The organism is Exiguobacterium sp. ZWU0009 (assembly GCF_000798935.2).
Lineage (GTDB): Bacteria > Bacillota > Bacilli > Exiguobacteriales > Exiguobacteriaceae > Exiguobacterium_A > Exiguobacterium_A acetylicum.
The window spans coordinates 698423-717245 of the sequence record NZ_CP018057.1 but is presented as its reverse complement, the minus strand read 5'-3'; the positions used below and the strand labels follow the sequence as shown (position 1 = coordinate 717245).

Here is an 18823-nt window from a genome sequence, read left to right as displayed (position 1 = left end):
CGACAAAAAAACAAGCTTTCCTTCTTCAGGCAGTCGCACATCTTATGCTAGACTGACAACAGGGGGAATTCACTTGAAAAAACAACGTAAAAATAAAATAAACCGCGCACGAAACCTTGCTATGTTTCTTGTATTCGGTGGGATGCTCGTCATGTATGGCGGCCTATTACTCAAACAATTTGAAATCATCATGGTCTTACTCATGCTTCTCGGCTTCGTCATGGTCCTCGCTAGTACGGCACTCTATTTCTTGATTGGTCTAACATCAACAAAAGCAGCTGTCGTCACTTGTCCAAACTGTGGAAAAGAAACAAAAGTCCTTGGTCGCGTCGACTTATGTATGCATTGCGATGAACCACTGACGATGGATCCGTCTCTTGAAGGAAAAGAATTCGATGAAAAATATAATAAACACAATAAACGAGCTCCCCGCTAAGGCAGCTCGTTTTTTTATTGGACATTCGATTGACAGTCCGGACAAGTTCCGTACACTTCTAATCGGTGACGATCGACTTTAAAGCCCGTTAAGTGCGCCGCAACCGTTTCGACATCATCGAGCACAGGATAGTTGAAATCAACGATCTTTCCACAGTTCTCACAGATCATGTGGTAATGGCGTGTCGTAACGAAGTCGAAGCGACTTGAAGCGTCTCCGTAATTCATTTCCTCAACGATTCCCTTTTCTCGAAACACGCGTAAGTTATTATATACAGTAGCCACACTCATGTTTGGAAATCGATGCTCGAGTGCACGATAAATCTCATCCGCTGTCGGATGCGTGTGTCCCGTCGTTAAATATTCCAAAATCGCGTGACGTTGTGGTGTCATTCGAACGCCTGATTCCCGAAGTGACTTCACGGCGTCATCCAGCATTTCGTTAGCCACGTCCATCCCCTCATTTCTATCTTTCATTGATTATCAGATTGTAATCTTTATAATTAGTCTACCTACAAATAGGCATTCCGTCAACGGCTCTGCACCGGATTTGACGTCCATGATACAATCATATCGTGATATTTTTCACGAATTATCGATTGGAGGAATCCTCATGTCTACCCATACTACACGTCCTACTTCAGAGGCGTTATATGAAATCGCACAAGAGTGTATCGTTGGTGGCGTCAACAGCCCATCCCGTTCATTCAAAGCCGTCGGCGGCGGTGCACCTGTCTATATGGAACGCGGAGAAGGTGCTTACTTTTACGATGTCGATGGCAATCGCTATATCGATTACTTAGCAGCCTATGGTCCGATCATCACGGGACACGGTCATCCTCACATTACGGAAGCGATCACCCATGCTGCCCAAAACGGTCTTCTTTACGGCACACCACATCGTCTAGAAATCGACTTTGCACATAAACTACAAAAAGCAATCCCATCGCTTGAAAAGGTTCGTTTCACGAACTCTGGAACCGAAGCCGTCATGACGACGATTCGCGTCGCTCGTGCGTATACAGGTCGTGAGCTTGTCGTGAAGTTCAGTGGTTGTTACCACGGTCACTCGGATCTGATGCTGATCGCAGCAGGAAGCGGACCAGCAACACTTGGTTCCCCAGATTCAGCCGGTGTCACGAAAGCGACGGCAAAAGAAGTCATTACGACACCGTTCAATGATATCGAATCGTATCGTCAAATCATGGAACAATGGGGCGACCAAATCGCTTGTGTACTCGTCGAACCAATCGTCGGAAACTTCGGCATCGTCGAACCGCAACCTGGTTTCCTTGCTGCGGTCAACGAAATCACGCATGCTCACGGCGCACTCGTCATCTACGATGAAGTCATCACAGCCTTCCGCTTCACGTACGGCAGTGCACAAGAACTACTCGATATCCGTCCTGATATGACGGCACTCGGAAAAATCATCGGCGGTGGACTACCGATCGGTGCGTATGGCGGTCGTAAGGAAATCATGGAACATGTCGCGCCACTCGGTCCTGCTTACCAAGCGGGGACGATGGCAGGTAACCCAGCATCGATGGCTGCCGGTATCGCTTGCCTTGAATTACTCGAGCAGCCTGGCGTTTATGAACAACTCGATCATCTTGGTGCCTTACTCGAACAAGGTGTCCTTGATGCAGCAAAACGTCATGACGTGACGATTACGATCAACCGTCTCAAAGGCGCCATGACGGTTTACTTCACGGATGAAACGGTCATTGACTATGATGGTGCAGAACGTGCGGACAGTGAGATGTTCGGTCGCTTCTTCAAGTTGATGCTTGAAGAAGGCATTAACCTCGCTCCTTCGAAATACGAAGCTTGGTTCTTGACGACAGAACACACGGAATCCGACATCACAGAAACGATCGCAGCAGTCGATCGTGCCTTTGCTCGACTCTAAGTCTTTCTCCTAAAAAAAGCAGCGACCCTCACGAGGATCGCTGCTTTTGTGTTATTCGACGAGTTCCAGATTTTGAATCGCATACAGTTCGAAATAAGCGCCTCGTTTTTGCATGAGGACTTCGTGTGTGCCGATTTCCGTAATTTGACCATTTTCGATGACGACGATCTTATCGGCATCGGTGATCGTTGATAAACGATGCGCGACAGTAAACGTCGTCCGCCCTTTCGCGAGACGTGCTAACGAGTCTTGAATCATCGCTTCGCTCTCTAAATCAAGCGCACTCGTCGCCTCATCCAAAATTAGAATCGGTGGATTCTTCAAGAAGACCCGTGCAATCGCAAGACGTTGTTTTTGACCACCTGATAACTTGACGCCGCGTTCTCCGACCGGCGTATGATAACCGTTTGGTAACCGTTCGATGAATTCATGGGCATTTGCTGCTTTTGCTGCTGCGATGACTTCCTCGTCCGTCGCCTCCGGATTCCCCATCTTGATGTTCATCTGGACCGATTCACTGAAGAGAATCGATTCCTGCATGACCATCCCGATCTGATCGCGAAGACCACGCAACTTCAAGTCACGAATGTCAACGCCGTCCAGTGTGATCCGACCGGCAGACACATCATAGAAGCGCGGAATCAAACTGACGAGCGTTGATTTCCCACCACCTGACATCCCGACGAAAGCAATCCGTTCGCCTGCCTGAACGTCAAGCGTTAAACGATCAATCGCTAGCTCGCCGCCTTCTTCATAAGCGAAACTGATATTTTCAAACTGAACGTTTCCGCGGACGTCTTTTGGATCGCGTGCATTTGGTTTTTCTGTGATATCATACGGCTCATCTAAAAACTCGAACATCCGGTCCATCGAAGCAATCGACTGTGTCAACGTCGTTGAGGAGTTGACGAGACGACCGAGCGGCGCATACAGACGGTCGATATACCCAATGAATGCGACCATCGTTCCTAGCGACACTTGTCCGTTCAAGACGAAGAAGGCTGCCGTTCCGAAGATCAGGATCGGTGCGAAGTCCGTAATCGTCGAGACGACGACATACGTCCGTGCATTCCAGTTCGTTTGACGAAGCGCGGCTTTTAAGAATCCATCATTTTGATGTTTAAACGCTTTGTTCTCGTGTGGTTCGAGTGCAAAACTACGAATGACCGCCATCCCGTTGACCCGTTCTGTCAAATGACCTTGTAGTTCCGCAAGGGCTGCCGAGCGTTCCCGTGTCAATCCACGTAAGCGACCATAAAAGAACTTAACGGCAAGGGCATAGAATGGTAATGGAATGATGGCGACGAGCGTCAACTTCGGATCAATCGTCCACATGATCGCGATCGCAATGAAAATCGTGATCATATCAAGCCATAAATTCATTAATCCCGTGACGACGAAATCTTTCGTCTGCTCGACATCATTGATGATCCGCGAAATGACTTCTCCGGTTTTCGTATTCGAATAAAATCGAAGTGATAATTTCTGAACATGATCAAACAATCGATTCCGTACGTCAAATAAAATCTTCGACGCGGACCATTGCGCGAGGTACTGACGAACATATTCGAGCGGCGGTTTGACGATCAAGAAGATGAAGACACCCGCTCCGATTAAGTATGCCAGTTGTTTACTTTTTTCCGCCATCGGCATCGTGTTTCCGGTTAGGATATTATCGATGATGTACTTATACAACAACGGAAGTCCGAGTGGGATCGAGAACTTGATGATCCCGACGAAAACCGTCAGGAGAATCTGTTTTTGATACGGCTTGACGAATGCCATATAGCGGCGGATCGAGCCTTGTTTCTTACGTTTTGCTTGTGTTGCCACGTGTTTCACTTCCTTCAATTAAAAAAAGACGATGGCGAACCATCATCTCCGATATCTTGTTTCATATTCACGATACCACATATCCACGAAAGCCGGGTTAAATGGACCCTTCCGACTGCGGATCCATTGAATCAGGATTTGGACATTGTCTTTCAAAATACGATCGATCGCCTTCGGATAGTTCATCTCGCGGCGATGCTTCTCATACTCGTCCTCATCGAGGATCATGTAGGACATGTCCGGATATACTTTGATATCTAAATCGTAATCAATGTACTTGACTGCTCGATCTTTCTCATCGAACGTAGAAGGTGATCCAAGATTGCAGTAATAATAAATGCCGTCCTCCCGAATCATACAAATGACATTGAACCAGAGTTCTGTTGAAAAGTAACAGATTGCAGGCTCTCGTGTTCGCCACTGACGACCATCCGATTCACTGACCATAATGCGGTCATTGAACCCAATCAATTCTTCTTCCGTCGATTTCAGCACGAGCGTTTCTTCCCAAACTCTGTGTAAGCTCCCGTTATGTTTGAAACTTTGAATCTCAATCTTGCTACTTTCTTTTGGGAATCGACTCATGTGCTACTCCTTTCTAAAGCGTTTTTCTTCCATTCTGTTATACTCTCGTGCTTATTATACCCATTTTCAGAACGCATGAAAAACGAAAGGGTATTTTTTCAGAAAAATGACGGAATTCAGGCTTGAAAGTGATTCAAAATCGCATTTTTTCGTTGTTTGAACATCGGTTTCAAGATAAATGCTTCAATGATGAAAGCTGGCAAGAAGGATGCATACGTCACTTCATCCACGAAATAGACGCCAGATTCACGTTCTTCGACCCGATGCACATGGCACCATGCCCGGAATGGATACGGAACTTTTGTACCGACATCAACGAAGACATATTCTTCTACGAAAGGAATCCAAGACGTCCACGAGACAAATAGTGGAGGAACACCAACGCGCAGACGAATCGTATTTCCCGCTCGTGTCCGCGTATCGCCTGACGTCTTCACTTGCGGAAATACCGTCAATCGACTTAAGACCTTGGCGTCACTTAAAAAATCCCACGCTTGCTCCTTTGATGTATCGACACGTGTCTCAAAACGAAAAGTATGCATTAGATCTCCCCCTTTAATAGTCGATCAATCTTCATTTGCGCGACAGATACCGGATGCTTCGCATACGTTTCCTGATCAACCAGTACCGTCTGGTCCGGCTGTTCCGTCACGCGATAAACGGCAATTTCCCAGATCCGGTGTGAAAAGATATGTCGGACGTGCCCGACAAGCGTTCCATTACGATCTTCTTCTGCTTCTCGAAGTGGGTATTGCCACATACCAGCAAGCAAACCGGTCTCCGCCCGTTGTTCAATTGCGATTTTTCCGTCTGCTTCATAAACAAGAGCATCATAAGGAATAATTTGCGTCTTCCCTTTCTTCGTCTTCACAGGTAGTTCTTCCTGTGCATTTCGATCATATGCAAAACAAACGTCTTGAACAGGACAGAGTCCACACATCGGAGACTTCGGCGTACAGACCATCGCACCAAGTTCCATCAAGCCTTGATTGAAGCTTGACGGATCAGCCGGATCAATCAACTGATAAACCGCAGCTTCAAACAACTTTCTCGTCTTCGGTGCAGCAATATCTTCATAGATTCCAAGTACACGCGAGAGAACCCGCATCACGTTTCCGTCTACTGCTGGTTCTGCCTGTCCATAAGCAATCGACAGTACCGCTCCCGTCGTGTACGGACCGACACCCTTCAGCTGACTGAATAATTCCTTCTCATCCGGAACGATTCCGTCATATTTTTCAACAACTTCCTGAACCGCGATTTGAAGATTCTTGACACGGGAATAGTACCCTAAGCCTTCCCAGTGTTTCAGGACTTCACTCTGATCCGCTTCTGCTAAATCATGTGGAGTCGGAAAACGTTTCGTGAAGCGTTCATAATATGGAATGACCGTATCGACACGTGTTTGTTGGAGCATGATCTCACTAATCCAGATATGATACGGGTTTTTGGTTCTTCGCCACGGGAGATCCCGCTGTTCACGAAGGAACCAGGCAATCAGTTCTGTGGTAAATTGTGTTTTATTAAAGTTTGTGAAATATTCTTGAACGACAGTCAAAAGGTTACCTCTTTTCTCTTGGATACGATATATTTATTAAAAATTACTCGGCAGAACCTCGATGGATTCACCATCACGATTTTATAGAAGGAGCGAATTCGCATTGGATACTGGTACGCATATCGGCATGGGACTTTGTCTCGCCGCCATCTCGACGCTACACCCTGACGTCGCAGCGAGCACGACGATGTTTGCTGCCGTGACGACGACGGCGCTCGTCGGCTCACACGCACCGGACTTCGATACTGTTTTTAAATTTAAAGGAAACAGCGCCTACTTGCGTCAACACCGCGGAAAATCGCACGGGTTGATTGCCTTGCTCGCCTGGCCGTTATTACTTTCAATCGTCATCGGCACGTTGTTCGGTATACCTCCGACTTCATTATGGCTGATGGCGCAGATCGCTGTCGCTCTTCATGTCTTTGTCGATCTGTTTAATGCTTACGGTACACAAGCCTTACACCCGTTCAAACAATCCTGGATCGGTTGGGGTGTCATCAATACGTTTGATCCATATCTGTTCACGATGTATTATGCCGCGTTCGGGATTTGGCTACTAACGAGAGCGACGATCGTCATCTTCCCGATTTTGATCGCTATCGTCATCATCTATTACGCTGTGCAGTTCAAGTTGCGAAACGATGCACTCGCGACCGCTGCACGCTATTATCGCGGCGCCCATAAACTGTTCATCTCACCTGGCATGAAATGGGATGAGTGGCATGTCGCGGCACGATTACGCGATGAGTATTCCGTCGTTAAGATCAACAGTGGAACCGTCGTCGAATGTGGAAACTTCCGCATCAAGGACGAACCACACGGTGACGCCTTGTACGAAATCGTCAAACAAAATGCTGACTTGCAAGCGTTTCTTGAGTTCTCGAAGATTCATACGTATACGGTCTCACGAAAGGATGGCATTGTCGAATACCGCTTCACCAACTTGCGTTACTTCACGAAGGAAGTCTATCCATTCGTTGCCGTCGTCAGAATCGACGCCGCCACACAAGAAATCGTCAGCTCCTATACCGGCTGGGTCTTCAGCGAACGGACCTTGCAGAAAAAACTGTTCATCCCTGCATTATAAAGACAAAGCTCCGCGCAACGGAAATCCCGATGTGCGGAGCTTTTTTCATTCGACGTTTCGACCTGTCATCAAATGCTTGAATTTTTCGTTCGTCGTATTAAACCGGTGCAACATTGCCCCGTGCTGTTTGATCTGCTGCTCGACGAAATGAACCGCGACGGCTTCACCTTGATATTTCTCACCTGCGCGTGCGAGTGTCGCTTCGAAATCTTCCCAAAGCACTTCGACCCACGTCAGTGCTTCTTCCGGGATTAATACTTCATTTACTTGCAATAATTCTTCAGCCAGTTGCTGAAGGGCTTGTTCTCGATTCGTCATGTCTGTTCTCCCTCTCCTGTGAATAACGCGATCGGAATCGCGACTTCCTGAGCGGTTCCTTCAAAATGTCCCCAGCCCATGACGCCATTGACGAAGTGTAACTCAAATCGTGCCTCTTCTCCTTCGATTCGGTAAAAGGCCCCCCGTTCGAATCGTGCCGGATCAATCAAATAACTTTTCGCAATAGCGATTTTCCGCGTCACGACCTCCACTTCACTGACGTTCCCGTGTTGCTCCGCTTTTCGTTTTTGTTCACTTAATTTCGTGATCAACATCTCAAGCTCGTATTTCGATAATTGACTCATCCGTGTCTCCATTACAAAAACTCCCCCTCTTCGTTTTTCAGTATAAACGAAAAGGAGGAGAAACTGGATGGATTAGCTTGATTTCAATTCAAGATTCCGCTTACTTTGTAACGCATACATTTTCGCATAAATACCGGACGTTGCAAGGAGCACATCATGGGACCCTCGCTCGACGATTTGACCACGATCGAGAACAAGAATCTCATCCGCATCTTTGATCGTCGACAAGCGGTGGGCGATGATGAACGTCGTTCGTCCTTTCGTCAACGTCAGTAAAGCATCTTGAATGACCGCTTCCGTTTCCGAATCAACGCTCGCTGTCGCTTCGTCAAGAACTAGGATCGCAGGATCGAACGCTAACGCACGGGCAAAACTGATCAACTGTCGTTCACCCGCTGATAATGTGGCACCTTTTTCGATGACTGGTTCATCGAGCCCGTTCGGTAAACGATCAATGAACCGATCCGCGCCGACGGCTTCGATTGCTTGTCGTACCCGTTCTTCTGAAATATCAGGATTGCCGAGTGTGATGTTCGAGCGAATCGTTCCTGTGAAGAGGAACGGATCCTGTAAGACGATGCCCATATGCTCACGAACCGCTTGTTTCGGTAAAGTCGTCACGTCCTGTCCGTCAATCAACAACTGTCCTTTTGACGGATCATAGAAACGCATTAATAAATTCATGATTGAACTTTTCCCGCTACCCGTGTGACCGACGAGAGCAATCGTCGCGCCAGGACGAGCATCGATTTGAATCTCACGTAATACGGGATTCCCCGCTTCATAACTGAATTCAACGTCTTTGAAGGTCACCGCTCCTTTAAACCGAGCAACGCGACCTTGTTCGACCGGCTCTCCCTTTTCGTCAAGCAATTGGAACATCCGGTCCGCTGAAACGAGTGCTTGTTGTAGCGGTGACAGCTGATTCATGATTTGGGTGACGGGTTCGAATAAACGGGACACGTAATCGATATACGCATATAAAATCCCGAGCGATAAAAACGATCCGTTCGTCAGACTTTTTCCGCCGACGACCCAAATCAACAAGGCGAGCGTCAAGTTTTTCAAAAAGTAGGATAGGTTATGAGACATCAGGGCATCGAGTCGTAACAACTTTGCCCGCGTCTGATAGTTTTCTTCGTTTTTTTGTTCGAATTCGGCAAGGATTTCCTTCTCGCGTGCATAAGCCTGAATGATCGGCATCGTCTGGATGTTCTCATTCAGTTGACCATTCATGTCGGCAACGAGCGAGCGGACCTTGAAGTTGTTCTTCGTCGCAAGTTTCTGGAACAGCTGAATCCAAAAATAAACGATCGGAATGATGATCAGCGAGACGAGTCCTAAGCGATAATCGAGGAAGAACATCGCGACGAGAATCCCCGCCATCGTGATGATCCCTGAGAAGACTCGGGCGAGCACACCGAGATAAAGATCGCGAATCGTTTCCGTATCGTTCGTGACCCGACTGACAATTTTACCGATCGGTGTCTGATCGAAATAACGGACCGGTAACTGTTGCAGATGCGTAAAGACATCAAGCCGCATCCGTTTAATGATTTTATGGGCAGATCGCTGGAGCAAGATTTGTTGAATCCAGTTCAAACCAGCCGCTGCCAGCAGCAAAAGGACGTAGATCAAGGACAACCAGCCGATTGCTTTTAAGTCTTTTGAATAAAAATCATAGACCTGTCCTTGTGTCAGTTTTTGAATATTATCATACGTGTAGACGTCGTCTCCACGCGTGATCGTCATCGTATTTCCATTGATTTTCCGCTCTCCCCCACTGACGACTTGTTTCGGTACGAAAAAGTAGCCGTTGGTCGTTTGGACGATCGAGACGGATTGAACAATCTGACTTTTCGAGACGTCTTGTGCTTTGGCGAACTGACGGCCGTCATAGATGACCGCACCGTCTGATTTAACCTCGACCCAGTCCTTTTCAATTGCCACGATATGTTCATCGATGATGACTTTCGCAATATACGGACCTGTCAATTCCGCTCCGACTGCCAGTACGAGTAAAAATAATCCTAAAAAGATCGCTTGTTTCTCATGCATCGCATAGCGGATCAACGAACGGATCGTCGTCTTCCGACGTGCCGGATCGAGTTGGTATAAATCTAATTCATTCATGCAGAGGCACCTCCTTACATCTCTTCACTTTGTCGCTCGAATTGTTGAGCGTACCAGCCATTTTGTGCCATCAGGCTGTCATGTGTTCCTCGTTCAGAAATCATTCCATCTTGCAAGACGATGATTTCGTCCGCATGTGCCACTGCCGATAAGCGATGGGCAACAATTAATGTCGTGGATTGGTGACGATTCGATCGAATCGAATCAATGATATGTGATTCCGTTTTCGCGTCTACCGCTGATAGTGAATCATCCAGCAACAGCAACTCTGGTTTTTTTAACATCGCCCGCGCGATCGATAGACGTTGCTTTTGTCCGCCTGACAACGTGACGCCACGTTCACCGACCATCGTCTCAAGTCCTTGTTCGAGCGTTTCAATGTCTTTTTCAAAGGATGCGAGACGAATCGCTTCCTGCAATTCTTCTTCTGTCGCTTCACCTGCACCGAACAAGATATTGTCCCGGACGGATTTCGAGAATAGTAAATGTTCTTGTGACACATAACCCGTCCAACCGCGAACCGTCTCTAGCGCAACATCTTCATACGGTATGCCATTGACCGTCAGCATGTCCCGTCCAATCGGATACTCACGTAGGAATTGACGCAAGAACGTCGTTTTACCGGATCCGGTTGGTCCGACGATCCCGATCGTTGTTCCTTGTTCGATCGTCATATTCAAATCTCGTAAGACCGGATGGGCTGTCTCTGGATACGTAAACGTCAAATCGTTCATCTCGATCCGTTCAGGGCGATCGACGTGTTCCCGCGGTGTCGAAGCAATCAACGGTTTGACTCGCATCGTTGCTTCTAAGCGGTCAAGACTTGCTGTTCCACGCTGGATGACGTTGATCAATTCGCCAAAGGCGTACATCGGCCAAATCAGCATCCCGAGATAGATGTTAAAGGCGACCAATTGTCCGAGCGTGATGTCGTTCGTAAAGACGAGATATGTCCCGAACGATAAGCCGATCAAATAACTGAAGCCGACGAGCAGCTTGATGATCGGTTCAAATAAGACATCGATTTTTGCGACGTGCATGTTTTTCTCAAAGACATCCGTCGTGACATCGTCGAAGCGTTTGACATCGACCGGTTCTTGGACGAACGAGCGAATGACACGCAGTCCGGAAATCGACTCGACAACTTGGTCATTCATCGTTCCGAATGAATCCTGGGCAGTGATGAAACGTCCGTGAATTTGACTTCCGAGCTTATTCATCGCGTAGGCGAGAAGTGGCATCGGTAACAAGGCAGCAAGTGTCAGCTTCCAATCGATCGCCACCCCCATGACGACGAGGGTGATTGCCGTCATGTTCAACGAGTCGACGAGCGTCAAGACACCAAATCCGGCTGTCCGCTCGACCGCCTTCAAGTCGTTCGTCGCGAGCGCCATCAAGTCTCCCGTCCGATTCTTTTGGTAGAACGTCGGCGTCAGTTTCAATAAGTGCGTAAAGAAGCGACTCCGAAGTGTCCGTTCTAATAAAAATGCCGTTCCGAATAATTTCGCTAACCACAGATACGTCAAGATGAAGGAAACGATGGAAATGACCGTTAATCCACCGACATACTGTAAGAGTGTCGTTCGGTCCATCGAACCTGAGCGTAAACCGTCGATCACTTTTCCGATCAACCACGGCGGCGTCAAATCGATGAAGCCGGTGATAATCAGTAAGACGACTGCTACGAGGTAAGATGATTTGTGTTCTTTTAGAAACCAACTCAATTGCCGAAATAAACGCATGAGGGTCCCCCCTTTACTGTGAAATGAAGTGTTTTTTCCGAGCACGCAAAAAGGCATACGGATTTCCGGATGCAGTCCGAGAATCAGTATGCCTTGAAATGGGCATGATGCATTCTTGTTCGTCTGCGCGCTCGGGAGACGAATCCCCTTGCTCGCACATGAAATGAATTACTTATACGTGCTCAAGAGTCTCCGTCATATTCAGCTGTTGGATGTGTGTGAAACCAATTGGCTTTTTCATAGGACGGTTCCTCCTTTTCTTAGTCTGTGCGTAGAATAGCACAATTGTCGGATAATTGTCAATTTTTCGTCTTGCTTTTATTATTCCGCCTCTTCTTCTTTGATTTGTTCGAGGACTTGAGCCGCTAGACCGTACGGAAATCCCTTTCGGACGAGCGCTTGCTTCACCTTCTGTTCGCGTTCAAACGGTTCGAGTTGCCGGTACTTCGGATAATACTTGCGTGCTTGATAAAGTGCCGCCTGTTCTTCTTCGTCACCTTCTTCAGCTAAAAATACCTCTTCAATACCCGCTTTAATCAAATCGGACGAGAACCCGCGCTGCATGAGTGTCATCTGTAGCTTTTGCGTCAATTCGCGTACAGAACGCCGTTGAAGCTCTTTTTGCTTTTGCCGCAAAAACTTCAGGACTTTTTCATATTCCTCTTCATCCGTAAACGTCGCGATCGCTTCATCAATTGCTGGCTTTGGGATCTTCAATACTTCTAGATCACGGCGAATCTTTCCTGGTCCTTGTGGTGTCGTTGCTTTTTTCGTCGCCGTATAAGCAAGCGCGAACTGTTGATCATCCAGATAGCGTTGCTCCGTCAATCGATCGATCGCATGTTTAATCGCATGCTCCGGTGTCTCTTTTTCCGTCAAATACGTGACGACCTCACTTGTTGCCCGCATCCGGTATGATAAATGATTCAATGAGAGACGATATGCCTTCTGCTGTTCCTCAGCCGTCAGTACTTCCTTGACGAAGTCGTCATCGAGCTCCTTATCGCGTTGCAGATTGTATTTGATTAAGATATCCACATCTACGGCAAAGGCGTATTCCTCTTTGCCCTCACGCTCGACATAGATGTTGAATCGTTCGCTGTTCTTCTTCTGTGTCGAGATCCGTTTGATCTTCATGTCGTTCCCTCCCCTAACCTGATTCGGTAGTTCTACGATATCATGAACAGGCAGGTCTATGTTTGAGTGAAACCATGGAACGGGAACAAATGGAAAGAAGCCACTTTTACTTATTTCAAGGGGGATGGATTACATGAACATTGCGATTACCGGCGGAACTGGTATGATTGGTCAAGCCTTGACGAAGCGTTTACTAGATCAAGGACATCACATCTTTATCTTAACGCGTCATCCGAAAGCGAATGACGCGCAGGTCACATATATCAAGTGGATGACAGAAGACGCAAAACCGGAACAGCACTTAGAGGGCGTCGATGCATTCATTCATCTGGCTGGCGCTTCGATCAACGATGGACGTTGGACGGATGAACGAAAACGTGTCATTCTCGACAGTCGCGTCAGCACGACGAAGGAGCTCGTTCGAATCGTTGAAGCACTCGATCAAAAGCCGAATGTCGTATTGTCTGCATCTGCGGTTGGCATTTACGGACAAGATCGGCATCAAACATTTTCCGAAGATCAACCCCTTCCACCGACCGCTGACTTCTTAAGTCATGTCTGTGTCGCCTGGGAAGACCTTGCCCGCCCGATTGCTGACGCTGGCATTCGACTTGTCCATCCACGAATCGGTGTCGTCCTAACGAAAGCCGGTGGCGCTTATCCGTTAATGCGCCTGCCCTATGTCTTGTTTGGCGGTGGAACGATGGGCGACGGAAAACAGTGGGTCTCCTGGGTCCACATCGACGATTTAGTCGATTTATTCCTATTCGCACTTGAGACCCCGACAGTCGAAGGACCAATGAACATCACTGCTCCGCATCCGGAGACGATGCGGCGTTTCGGACAGACGATCGGAAAAGTCTTACATCGCCCACACTGGCTCCCGGCGCCACGCTTCGCGTTAGAACTCGCACTCGGTGAAAAGAGTACGATTGTACTAGAAGGAGCTCGTGTCGTTCCGAAAAAAGCGCTCGAAAACGGATACAAGTTTCGGTATGCTGAACTAAAGGATGCATTGCGAGCAATCGAGCATTCAAACTAGTACAGGGGTGGACGATACTTGGATATCTTAATTCGAAATGCACATATCTATCCGATTACTTCGGACAGTTTTTATGGGGACATCCGCATTCGTGATGGGAAAATCATTGAAATCGGTGAATTACTGGATCATTTAGAAAACGATCAAGTCATTGAAGCAGAAGGTCACTTTTTATTGCCCGGTTTCATCGATGCCCATACACATCTCGGATTATATGACGAAGGTACCGGAACCGTCGGAAATGATGCGAATGAGACGATTTTCGCGATGACTCCTCATCTACGTGCCATTGATGGCGTTTATCCGCTGGATGAAGGCTTTAAGGAAGCCGTCGAACACGGGATCACGACCGTTCAAGTCATGCCTGGTAGCATGAACATCATCGGTGGCGTCACGAGTGTCATCAAGACGCACGGACGGTTCATCGATGATATGATTCTTCGAAAGTATGCGGGTCTGAAGGTGGCACTCGGTGAAAACCCGAAGCGTGTCCATAGTGCTGGCCGTGCCGGTGAACTCACACGGATGGGCATCATGGGGATGTTGCGCGAAGCCTTTCTTGAAGTTCGGACACAACGAGTTTCCGAAACGTTCGCTCATCAGATGATCAAACGGGTCCTTGATCATAAGATGCCGCTTCGTGTACATGCGCACCGAGCAGATGATATCCTTTCCGCTATTCGCTTCGCGGAAGAGTTTGATCTTGATTTACGTATCGAACATTGTACGGAAGGTCATCTCGTCGCAAAAGAAATGGAGCAATTGCCGATCGAAAAAGTGACAGTTGGACCGACATTCACGCGGAAGTCTAAAATCGAACTGAAGAATAAAACATGGGAAACGTACCGGGTTCTCCATGAACACGGTCTCGAAATCTCCATCACGACCGATCATCCGTACACACCTGTCCAATACTTGAACCTCTGCGCTGGTCTTGCCGCACGAGAAGGTCTACCGGTCGATATCGCCTTACGCGCGATCACGATTCATCCCGCCCGCTCGCTCGGTGTGGACGATCGTGTCGGATCGATCGAGACCGGAAAAGACGCGGATCTCGTCCTGTGGAGTCACTTTCCACTCGACTATTTAGCGAAGCCTCTCATGACGATGATTGACGGAAAAATCATTTTTGAACACGCTCAACTGAACTTGACTTAACTCCACCCCCGCCAGGTGTTTTTTGCACCTTTCGGGGGTTTTAGACGCTTACGGAAAACATCTTGTTTTTGTATCTTTTTTCACAAAAATTATTTTCTTGCAATTTTAAAAAAAGAAGGTAATATTATCTTATCCGACAACTGAAGAAGGCATACCATGCGCGGTTCAAACGAGTCAGACAGGTAGCTTTCGACAATCATTCTTGCGGTCCTAAAAGGAGGAATGGAAGTATGCTCAAGCAACGGGAGCTGAGCGACTGCGCTGATTTGTTCGAACTGATGCAGCATCAAGACGTATATCCGTACGTCCGCCAAAAAACACGGTACTTTGATGAATTTCTGTTTACTACAAAGCAGGCAATCGAAGAGGAAGAACGTGGTGAAATCGTATCACGTACCATCCTAGATGAATTCGATCAACCGATTGGTACGATTAGTTTACTCGATATCGAAGGACAATATGGGTTTCTCGGTACATGGTTAGGTAAACCGTATCATGGTAAAGGATACAATCATTTAGCGAAAGAAGCCTTCTTCTCTGAGCTGTTCTTCGAGCTTGGATATGAAAGTGTCTTCATGAAAATTCGCAAAAGCAATATTCGGTCACAAAAAGCAGCTGAAAAATTGCCGTATGCGTTCTGCGCGGATGAGTTGCGCCCTGCGCTTCTTGAGCAATTGAATGCCGGCGAGACACAGTTCACGCTATATGAAGTCTCAAAATCTAGTTTCCACATGTACATTCATGGTCGGGAGCTCGAAACACTATACGATCACCAACAACTCGAAGCATGAGAGCCTTGTCTCTCATGCTTTTTTGTGTCCACACATGCGCTTCTAAAGTTTGAAATGGTATGATAAATAAGAAAACTCATCTTTATGGAAGAAACACTTTCTTCTACAGGAAATGGAGCGAAGACTAATGCCAGAATCGTTTAACATTCTCGTAGTAGATGATGAAGCACAAATGCGTGACCTTCTCGTCTCGAATCTTGAAAAAGAACACTACACGACGATGACAGCTTCTAACGGACAAGAAGCGATCCATCTCATTCAACAAAATACATTCCATCTCGTTCTACTCGATGTCATGATGCCGGAAATGGACGGCTTGACAGCATGTATGCGCATCCGTGAATTCTCAAACGTTCCGATCATCATGCTGACGGCACGTTCGGACGAGCTCGATCGTATTCACGGTCTGAAAATCGGAGCTGATGACTATATCACAAAACCATTCAGCCCTCGAGAATTGCTTGCTCGCATCGAAGCGACTCTTCGTCGTTCTCATCGCTTTACAGTTGATCAATCGGCTACCCTGACGCTCGGCATGCTTGAACTCGACACTGAAAGTCGGAGTGTCCACGTCAATGGCAAACCGGTCAGTCTGACGCGTAAGGAATTTGATTTGCTGCATCTGTTCGCTCAAAACAATGATAAGGTCTTTTCTCGCGAACAGTTACTCGATCAAATCTGGGGTGCGGACTATATCGGGAACTTACGGACGGTCGATACACACATCAAAACACTTCGCTTAAAGCTCGGGGAAGCTGGTGGCTCGATTCAAACGGTCTGGGGCATCGGTTATAAATTCGAGGAAGTATGATTAAGCGCTATACGATCCGGCGCCGGATTTGGATCACGATTTGGTTCACAAGCGTTTTTTCCGCCATTTTATTCGTCTTGTTGACGTTCTACCTCTACGATCGATTCTATCTTCAAACGCAGGAAGATATCTTATTGAACCGAGGCGAAAAGCTGATCAACATTTATGAATCTGAAGGATTATCTGGTGCTTTTTACGATGGAATGACTTATACGAATGAGTTGACGGAATCGAAAGTCTTCTTTATCGATTTCCTGAAGAAAAATCCAGCTGGACTGCGCTTTTTGACGAATGCGGATATCGAAGAACTTCGAAACGGTGAAACCATCGTCTCCAGTCGGACCCATCCGATTGAAGGAACGGATATTTTGATGACCGGGTTTCCGATCATCGAAAACAATCGACTGGTTGGTACGCTGATCTTGTACCTGGAACTTGGGCAAATCAGTGAACCATTCCGCCCACTCCGCTTGATGATCTTCTTCATGATCGGACTGATTGTCTTGAATCTCGTCATCTTCGGACGACAAATCATCGATACGATCATCCGTCCGTTGATCGACATGAAGCGCGCCTCGACTGTTTATGCACAAGGTGACTTTGATTACCGGATTCCGATTCAATCGGACGATGAGATCGGAGAACTCGCAGAAACGTTAAACAAGATGGCGGAATCGCTCGGGGAAGTCGACGAGCAGCGGAAAGAGTTCCTCGCGAACGTCAGTCATGAATTGCGAACACCTCTCTCCTACATCCGTGGTTACACAGAGATGATGCAGGATGATTCGCTTGAGGAAGAAAAGCGTGCGCAGTATTACCAAATTATTGAGCGGGAAACGGAACGTCTGCAACGTCTCGTCAATGATCTGCTCGATCTCGCTCAACTCGAGCGCGATTCCTATCCGATGTCGAAGCAACCGCTTGTCTTCAGTCAAGTACTTGAAGATGTCATCTACCGGATGGAACCCATCGCCCAGTCAAAAGGAGTCACGTTCGTGATGAACCTCGATCCAGATCAAATTGTCTTAGGCGATACGGACCGCCTTGAGCAAGTCTTCGGCAATTTACTCGATAACGCCTTACGGTACACACCGCCTGGCAAACAGATTTTCTTATCGACTGAAACGATCGGCGACCGGACGCATTGTCTTATCCAGGACGAAGGGGAAGGCATTCCGGAAGAACATCTTGATCGACTGACAAAACGTTTTTACCGTGTCGATAAATCACGGACGCGGAAAGATGGTGGCACTGGTCTCGGTCTTGCGATCACGAAACACATCATCGATCGTCATGATGGGACGATCCGGTTCGACTCCGTTCTTGGAGAAGGAACGACTGTCCACATCGAGTTACCGCTTCTTCCGGATGAAGAGGATGGATTCGAATGATGGAACAACATGTCATCCAAACCTTTGAACTCTTTGGACCGTTCGCTCCATTCGTTAGTGTCTTGGTCGGCGTCGTCGTCAGTGTACTTGGTGTCCTACCGAGTACGTTCGTCACCGCTGCGAATCTCGTCTATTTCGGATTATGGATGGGCACATTGCTCTCTTTCATCGGTGAAGTCTTAGGTGCGGTTTGTGCGTTCCTACTTTACCGAAAAGGACTGCGGTATGCCCTTCGTCGCCCACTTCCCGATCGATTCGCTCGTTTACAACAAAAACTGCAAGCACAACGAGGACGTGAAGCGTTTTGGACAATCATCTTGTTGCGGCTGTTACCATTCGTCCCGTCTGGCATCGTTAATATCGCAAGTGCGGCGAGTGGTATTTCGATCCTACTTTTCCTGACTGCGAGTACGATCGGAAAAATTCCAGCCATGTTACTTGAAGTGCTCGCCGTTTATCAGTTCATGCAATCCTCGTCCATCGTCCAATGGTCGATTGCAGGCGTGGCACTCGTTGGTTATCTGATCTATCGTATTCAACAAAAACGAACATCATCGATATAAAACTACAGATGGTCTGAAAGGA

At 47.5% G+C, this 18823-nt stretch carries 19 protein-coding genes; 9 read left to right on the top strand and 10 right to left on the bottom strand.

What is annotated here, in order from left to right; translation table 11 throughout:
• Positions 1-73: 73 nt before the first annotated feature.
• Complete coding sequence (locus L985_RS03665; protein ID WP_029340912.1) at positions 74-436, top strand: DUF2614 family zinc ribbon-containing protein; 363 nt, start codon at positions 74-76, stop codon at positions 434-436.
• A gap of 14 nt (positions 437-450) precedes the next feature.
• Here L985_RS03665 and perR read toward each other — a convergent pair whose 3' ends face one another.
• Positions 451-873, bottom strand: coding sequence for a peroxide-responsive transcriptional repressor PerR (gene perR, locus L985_RS03660; RefSeq protein ID WP_369792039.1), 423 nt, complete (start codon positions 871-873; stop codon positions 451-453).
• Positions 874-1048: 175 nt separating this feature from the next.
• Here perR and L985_RS03655 point away from each other — a divergent pair, with 175 nt between their 5' ends.
• Complete coding sequence (locus tag L985_RS03655) at positions 1049-2347, top strand: glutamate-1-semialdehyde 2,1-aminomutase (protein WP_029340910.1); 1299 nt, start codon at positions 1049-1051, stop codon at positions 2345-2347.
• A 51-nt stretch (positions 2348-2398) separates the two neighbouring features.
• On the opposite strand, the gene L985_RS03650 is transcribed toward L985_RS03655, so the two are convergent.
• The 4 genes from L985_RS03650 to mutY form a co-directional block, all read right to left on the bottom strand.
• Entirely contained in the window at positions 2399-4132 is a 1734-nt protein-coding gene (locus tag L985_RS03650) for an ABC transporter ATP-binding protein (RefSeq protein ID WP_047395203.1), read from the bottom strand.
• Between the two features lie 90 nt (positions 4133-4222).
• Entirely contained in the window at positions 4223-4765 is a 543-nt protein-coding gene (gene ntdP, locus L985_RS03645; RefSeq protein ID WP_023467311.1) for a nucleoside tri-diphosphate phosphatase, read from the bottom strand.
• Positions 4766-4881: 116 nt separating this feature from the next.
• The gene (locus tag L985_RS03640; RefSeq protein WP_047395186.1) at positions 4882-5307 is read right to left on the bottom strand and encodes an SRPBCC family protein; all 426 of its coding nucleotides are present in this window, start codon (positions 5305-5307) and stop codon (positions 4882-4884) included.
• Positions 5307-6323, bottom strand: coding sequence for an A/G-specific adenine glycosylase (gene mutY / locus L985_RS03635; protein WP_029340907.1), 1017 nt, complete (start codon positions 6321-6323; stop codon positions 5307-5309). Before mutY ends, L985_RS03640 begins: the two co-directional genes overlap by 1 nt.
• 103 nt (positions 6324-6426) lie before the next feature.
• On the opposite strand from mutY, the gene L985_RS03630 reads away from it, so the two are divergent.
• Entirely contained in the window at positions 6427-7410 is a 984-nt protein-coding gene (locus L985_RS03630) for a metal-dependent hydrolase (RefSeq protein WP_047395183.1), read from the top strand.
• A gap of 45 nt (positions 7411-7455) precedes the next feature.
• Here the strand turns inward: L985_RS03630 and L985_RS03625 are convergent, their stop codons facing one another.
• From L985_RS03625 to L985_RS03605, 5 genes are all read right to left on the bottom strand, one after another.
• Positions 7456-7728, bottom strand: coding sequence for a YfhJ family protein (locus tag L985_RS03625; RefSeq protein ID WP_029340905.1), 273 nt, complete (start codon positions 7726-7728; stop codon positions 7456-7458).
• Complete coding sequence (locus tag L985_RS03620; protein WP_047395180.1) at positions 7725-8045, bottom strand: DUF1811 family protein; 321 nt, start codon at positions 8043-8045, stop codon at positions 7725-7727. The genes L985_RS03625 and L985_RS03620 overlap by 4 nt, the downstream gene beginning before the upstream one ends.
• Before the next feature lie 60 nt (positions 8046-8105).
• On the bottom strand, positions 8106-10166 hold the full coding sequence (locus L985_RS03615; RefSeq protein ID WP_047395176.1) for an ABC transporter ATP-binding protein: 2061 nt from the start codon (positions 10164-10166) through the stop codon (positions 8106-8108).
• Positions 10167-10180: 14 nt separating this feature from the next.
• Positions 10181-11908, bottom strand: coding sequence for an ABC transporter ATP-binding protein (locus tag L985_RS03610; RefSeq protein WP_029340903.1), 1728 nt, complete (start codon positions 11906-11908; stop codon positions 10181-10183).
• Between the two features lie 321 nt (positions 11909-12229).
• Complete coding sequence (locus tag L985_RS03605) at positions 12230-13045, bottom strand: RecX family transcriptional regulator (RefSeq protein WP_047395174.1); 816 nt, start codon at positions 13043-13045, stop codon at positions 12230-12232.
• A gap of 133 nt (positions 13046-13178) precedes the next feature.
• Here L985_RS03605 and L985_RS03600 point away from each other — a divergent pair, with 133 nt between their 5' ends.
• The 6 genes from L985_RS03600 to L985_RS03575 all read left to right on the top strand — a co-directional run bounded on the left by L985_RS03600 (position 13179) and on the right by L985_RS03575 (position 18801).
• A complete protein-coding gene (locus L985_RS03600; protein ID WP_047395171.1) occupies positions 13179-14087 on the top strand; it encodes a TIGR01777 family oxidoreductase in 909 nt (302 codons plus the stop codon).
• Between the two features lie 18 nt (positions 14088-14105).
• On the top strand, positions 14106-15245 hold the full coding sequence (locus L985_RS03595; RefSeq protein ID WP_029340900.1) for an amidohydrolase: 1140 nt from the start codon (positions 14106-14108) through the stop codon (positions 15243-15245).
• A gap of 230 nt (positions 15246-15475) precedes the next feature.
• Positions 15476-16036: a GNAT family N-acetyltransferase gene (locus L985_RS03590; protein WP_023467300.1), complete on the top strand. Its 561-nt coding sequence runs from the start codon at positions 15476-15478 to the stop codon at positions 16034-16036.
• A gap of 127 nt (positions 16037-16163) precedes the next feature.
• Complete coding sequence (locus L985_RS03585; protein ID WP_023467299.1) at positions 16164-16847, top strand: response regulator transcription factor; 684 nt, start codon at positions 16164-16166, stop codon at positions 16845-16847.
• Positions 16844-18238 (top strand): sensor histidine kinase, encoded by a 1395-nt coding sequence (locus tag L985_RS03580; RefSeq protein WP_051656219.1) that lies wholly within the window; start codon positions 16844-16846, stop codon positions 18236-18238. The genes L985_RS03585 and L985_RS03580 overlap by 4 nt, the downstream gene beginning before the upstream one ends.
• Complete coding sequence (locus L985_RS03575) at positions 18235-18801, top strand: TVP38/TMEM64 family protein (protein ID WP_051656218.1); 567 nt, start codon at positions 18235-18237, stop codon at positions 18799-18801. The genes L985_RS03580 and L985_RS03575 overlap by 4 nt, the downstream gene beginning before the upstream one ends.
• Positions 18802-18823 lie beyond the last annotated feature (22 nt).

What these genes read in the sequence shown, in the direction of transcription:
- L985_RS03590 (WP_023467300.1), top strand. Translation starts at nt 15,476, where the DNA reads ATGCTCAAGCAACGGGAGCTGAGCGACTGCGCTGATTTGTTCGAACTG.
- perR (WP_369792039.1), bottom strand. Translation starts at nt 873, where the DNA reads ATGCTGGATGACGCCGTGAAGTCACTTCGGGAATCAGGCGTTCGAATG.
- L985_RS03615 (WP_047395176.1), bottom strand. Translation starts at nt 10,166, where the DNA reads ATGAATGAATTAGATTTATACCAACTCGATCCGGCACGTCGGAAGACG.
- L985_RS03655 (WP_029340910.1), top strand. Translation starts at nt 1,049, where the DNA reads ATGTCTACCCATACTACACGTCCTACTTCAGAGGCGTTATATGAAATC.
- L985_RS03620 (WP_047395180.1), bottom strand. Translation starts at nt 8,045, where the DNA reads ATGGAGACACGGATGAGTCAATTATCGAAATACGAGCTTGAGATGTTG.
- L985_RS03650 (WP_047395203.1), bottom strand. Translation starts at nt 4,132, where the DNA reads ATGGCATTCGTCAAGCCGTATCAAAAACAGATTCTCCTGACGGTTTTC.
- L985_RS03640 (WP_047395186.1), bottom strand. Translation starts at nt 5,307, where the DNA reads ATGCATACTTTTCGTTTTGAGACACGTGTCGATACATCAAAGGAGCAA.
- L985_RS03600 (WP_047395171.1), top strand. Translation starts at nt 13,179, where the DNA reads ATGAACATTGCGATTACCGGCGGAACTGGTATGATTGGTCAAGCCTTG.
- L985_RS03585 (WP_023467299.1), top strand. Translation starts at nt 16,164, where the DNA reads ATGCCAGAATCGTTTAACATTCTCGTAGTAGATGATGAAGCACAAATG.
- L985_RS03625 (WP_029340905.1), bottom strand. Translation starts at nt 7,728, where the DNA reads ATGACGAATCGAGAACAAGCCCTTCAGCAACTGGCTGAAGAATTATTG.
- L985_RS03580 (WP_051656219.1), top strand. Translation starts at nt 16,844, where the DNA reads ATGATTAAGCGCTATACGATCCGGCGCCGGATTTGGATCACGATTTGG.
- ntdP (WP_023467311.1), bottom strand. Translation starts at nt 4,765, where the DNA reads ATGAGTCGATTCCCAAAAGAAAGTAGCAAGATTGAGATTCAAAGTTTC.
- L985_RS03610 (WP_029340903.1), bottom strand. Translation starts at nt 11,908, where the DNA reads ATGCGTTTATTTCGGCAATTGAGTTGGTTTCTAAAAGAACACAAATCA.
- L985_RS03575 (WP_051656218.1), top strand. Translation starts at nt 18,235, where the DNA reads ATGATGGAACAACATGTCATCCAAACCTTTGAACTCTTTGGACCGTTC.
- L985_RS03605 (WP_047395174.1), bottom strand. Translation starts at nt 13,045, where the DNA reads ATGAAGATCAAACGGATCTCGACACAGAAGAAGAACAGCGAACGATTC.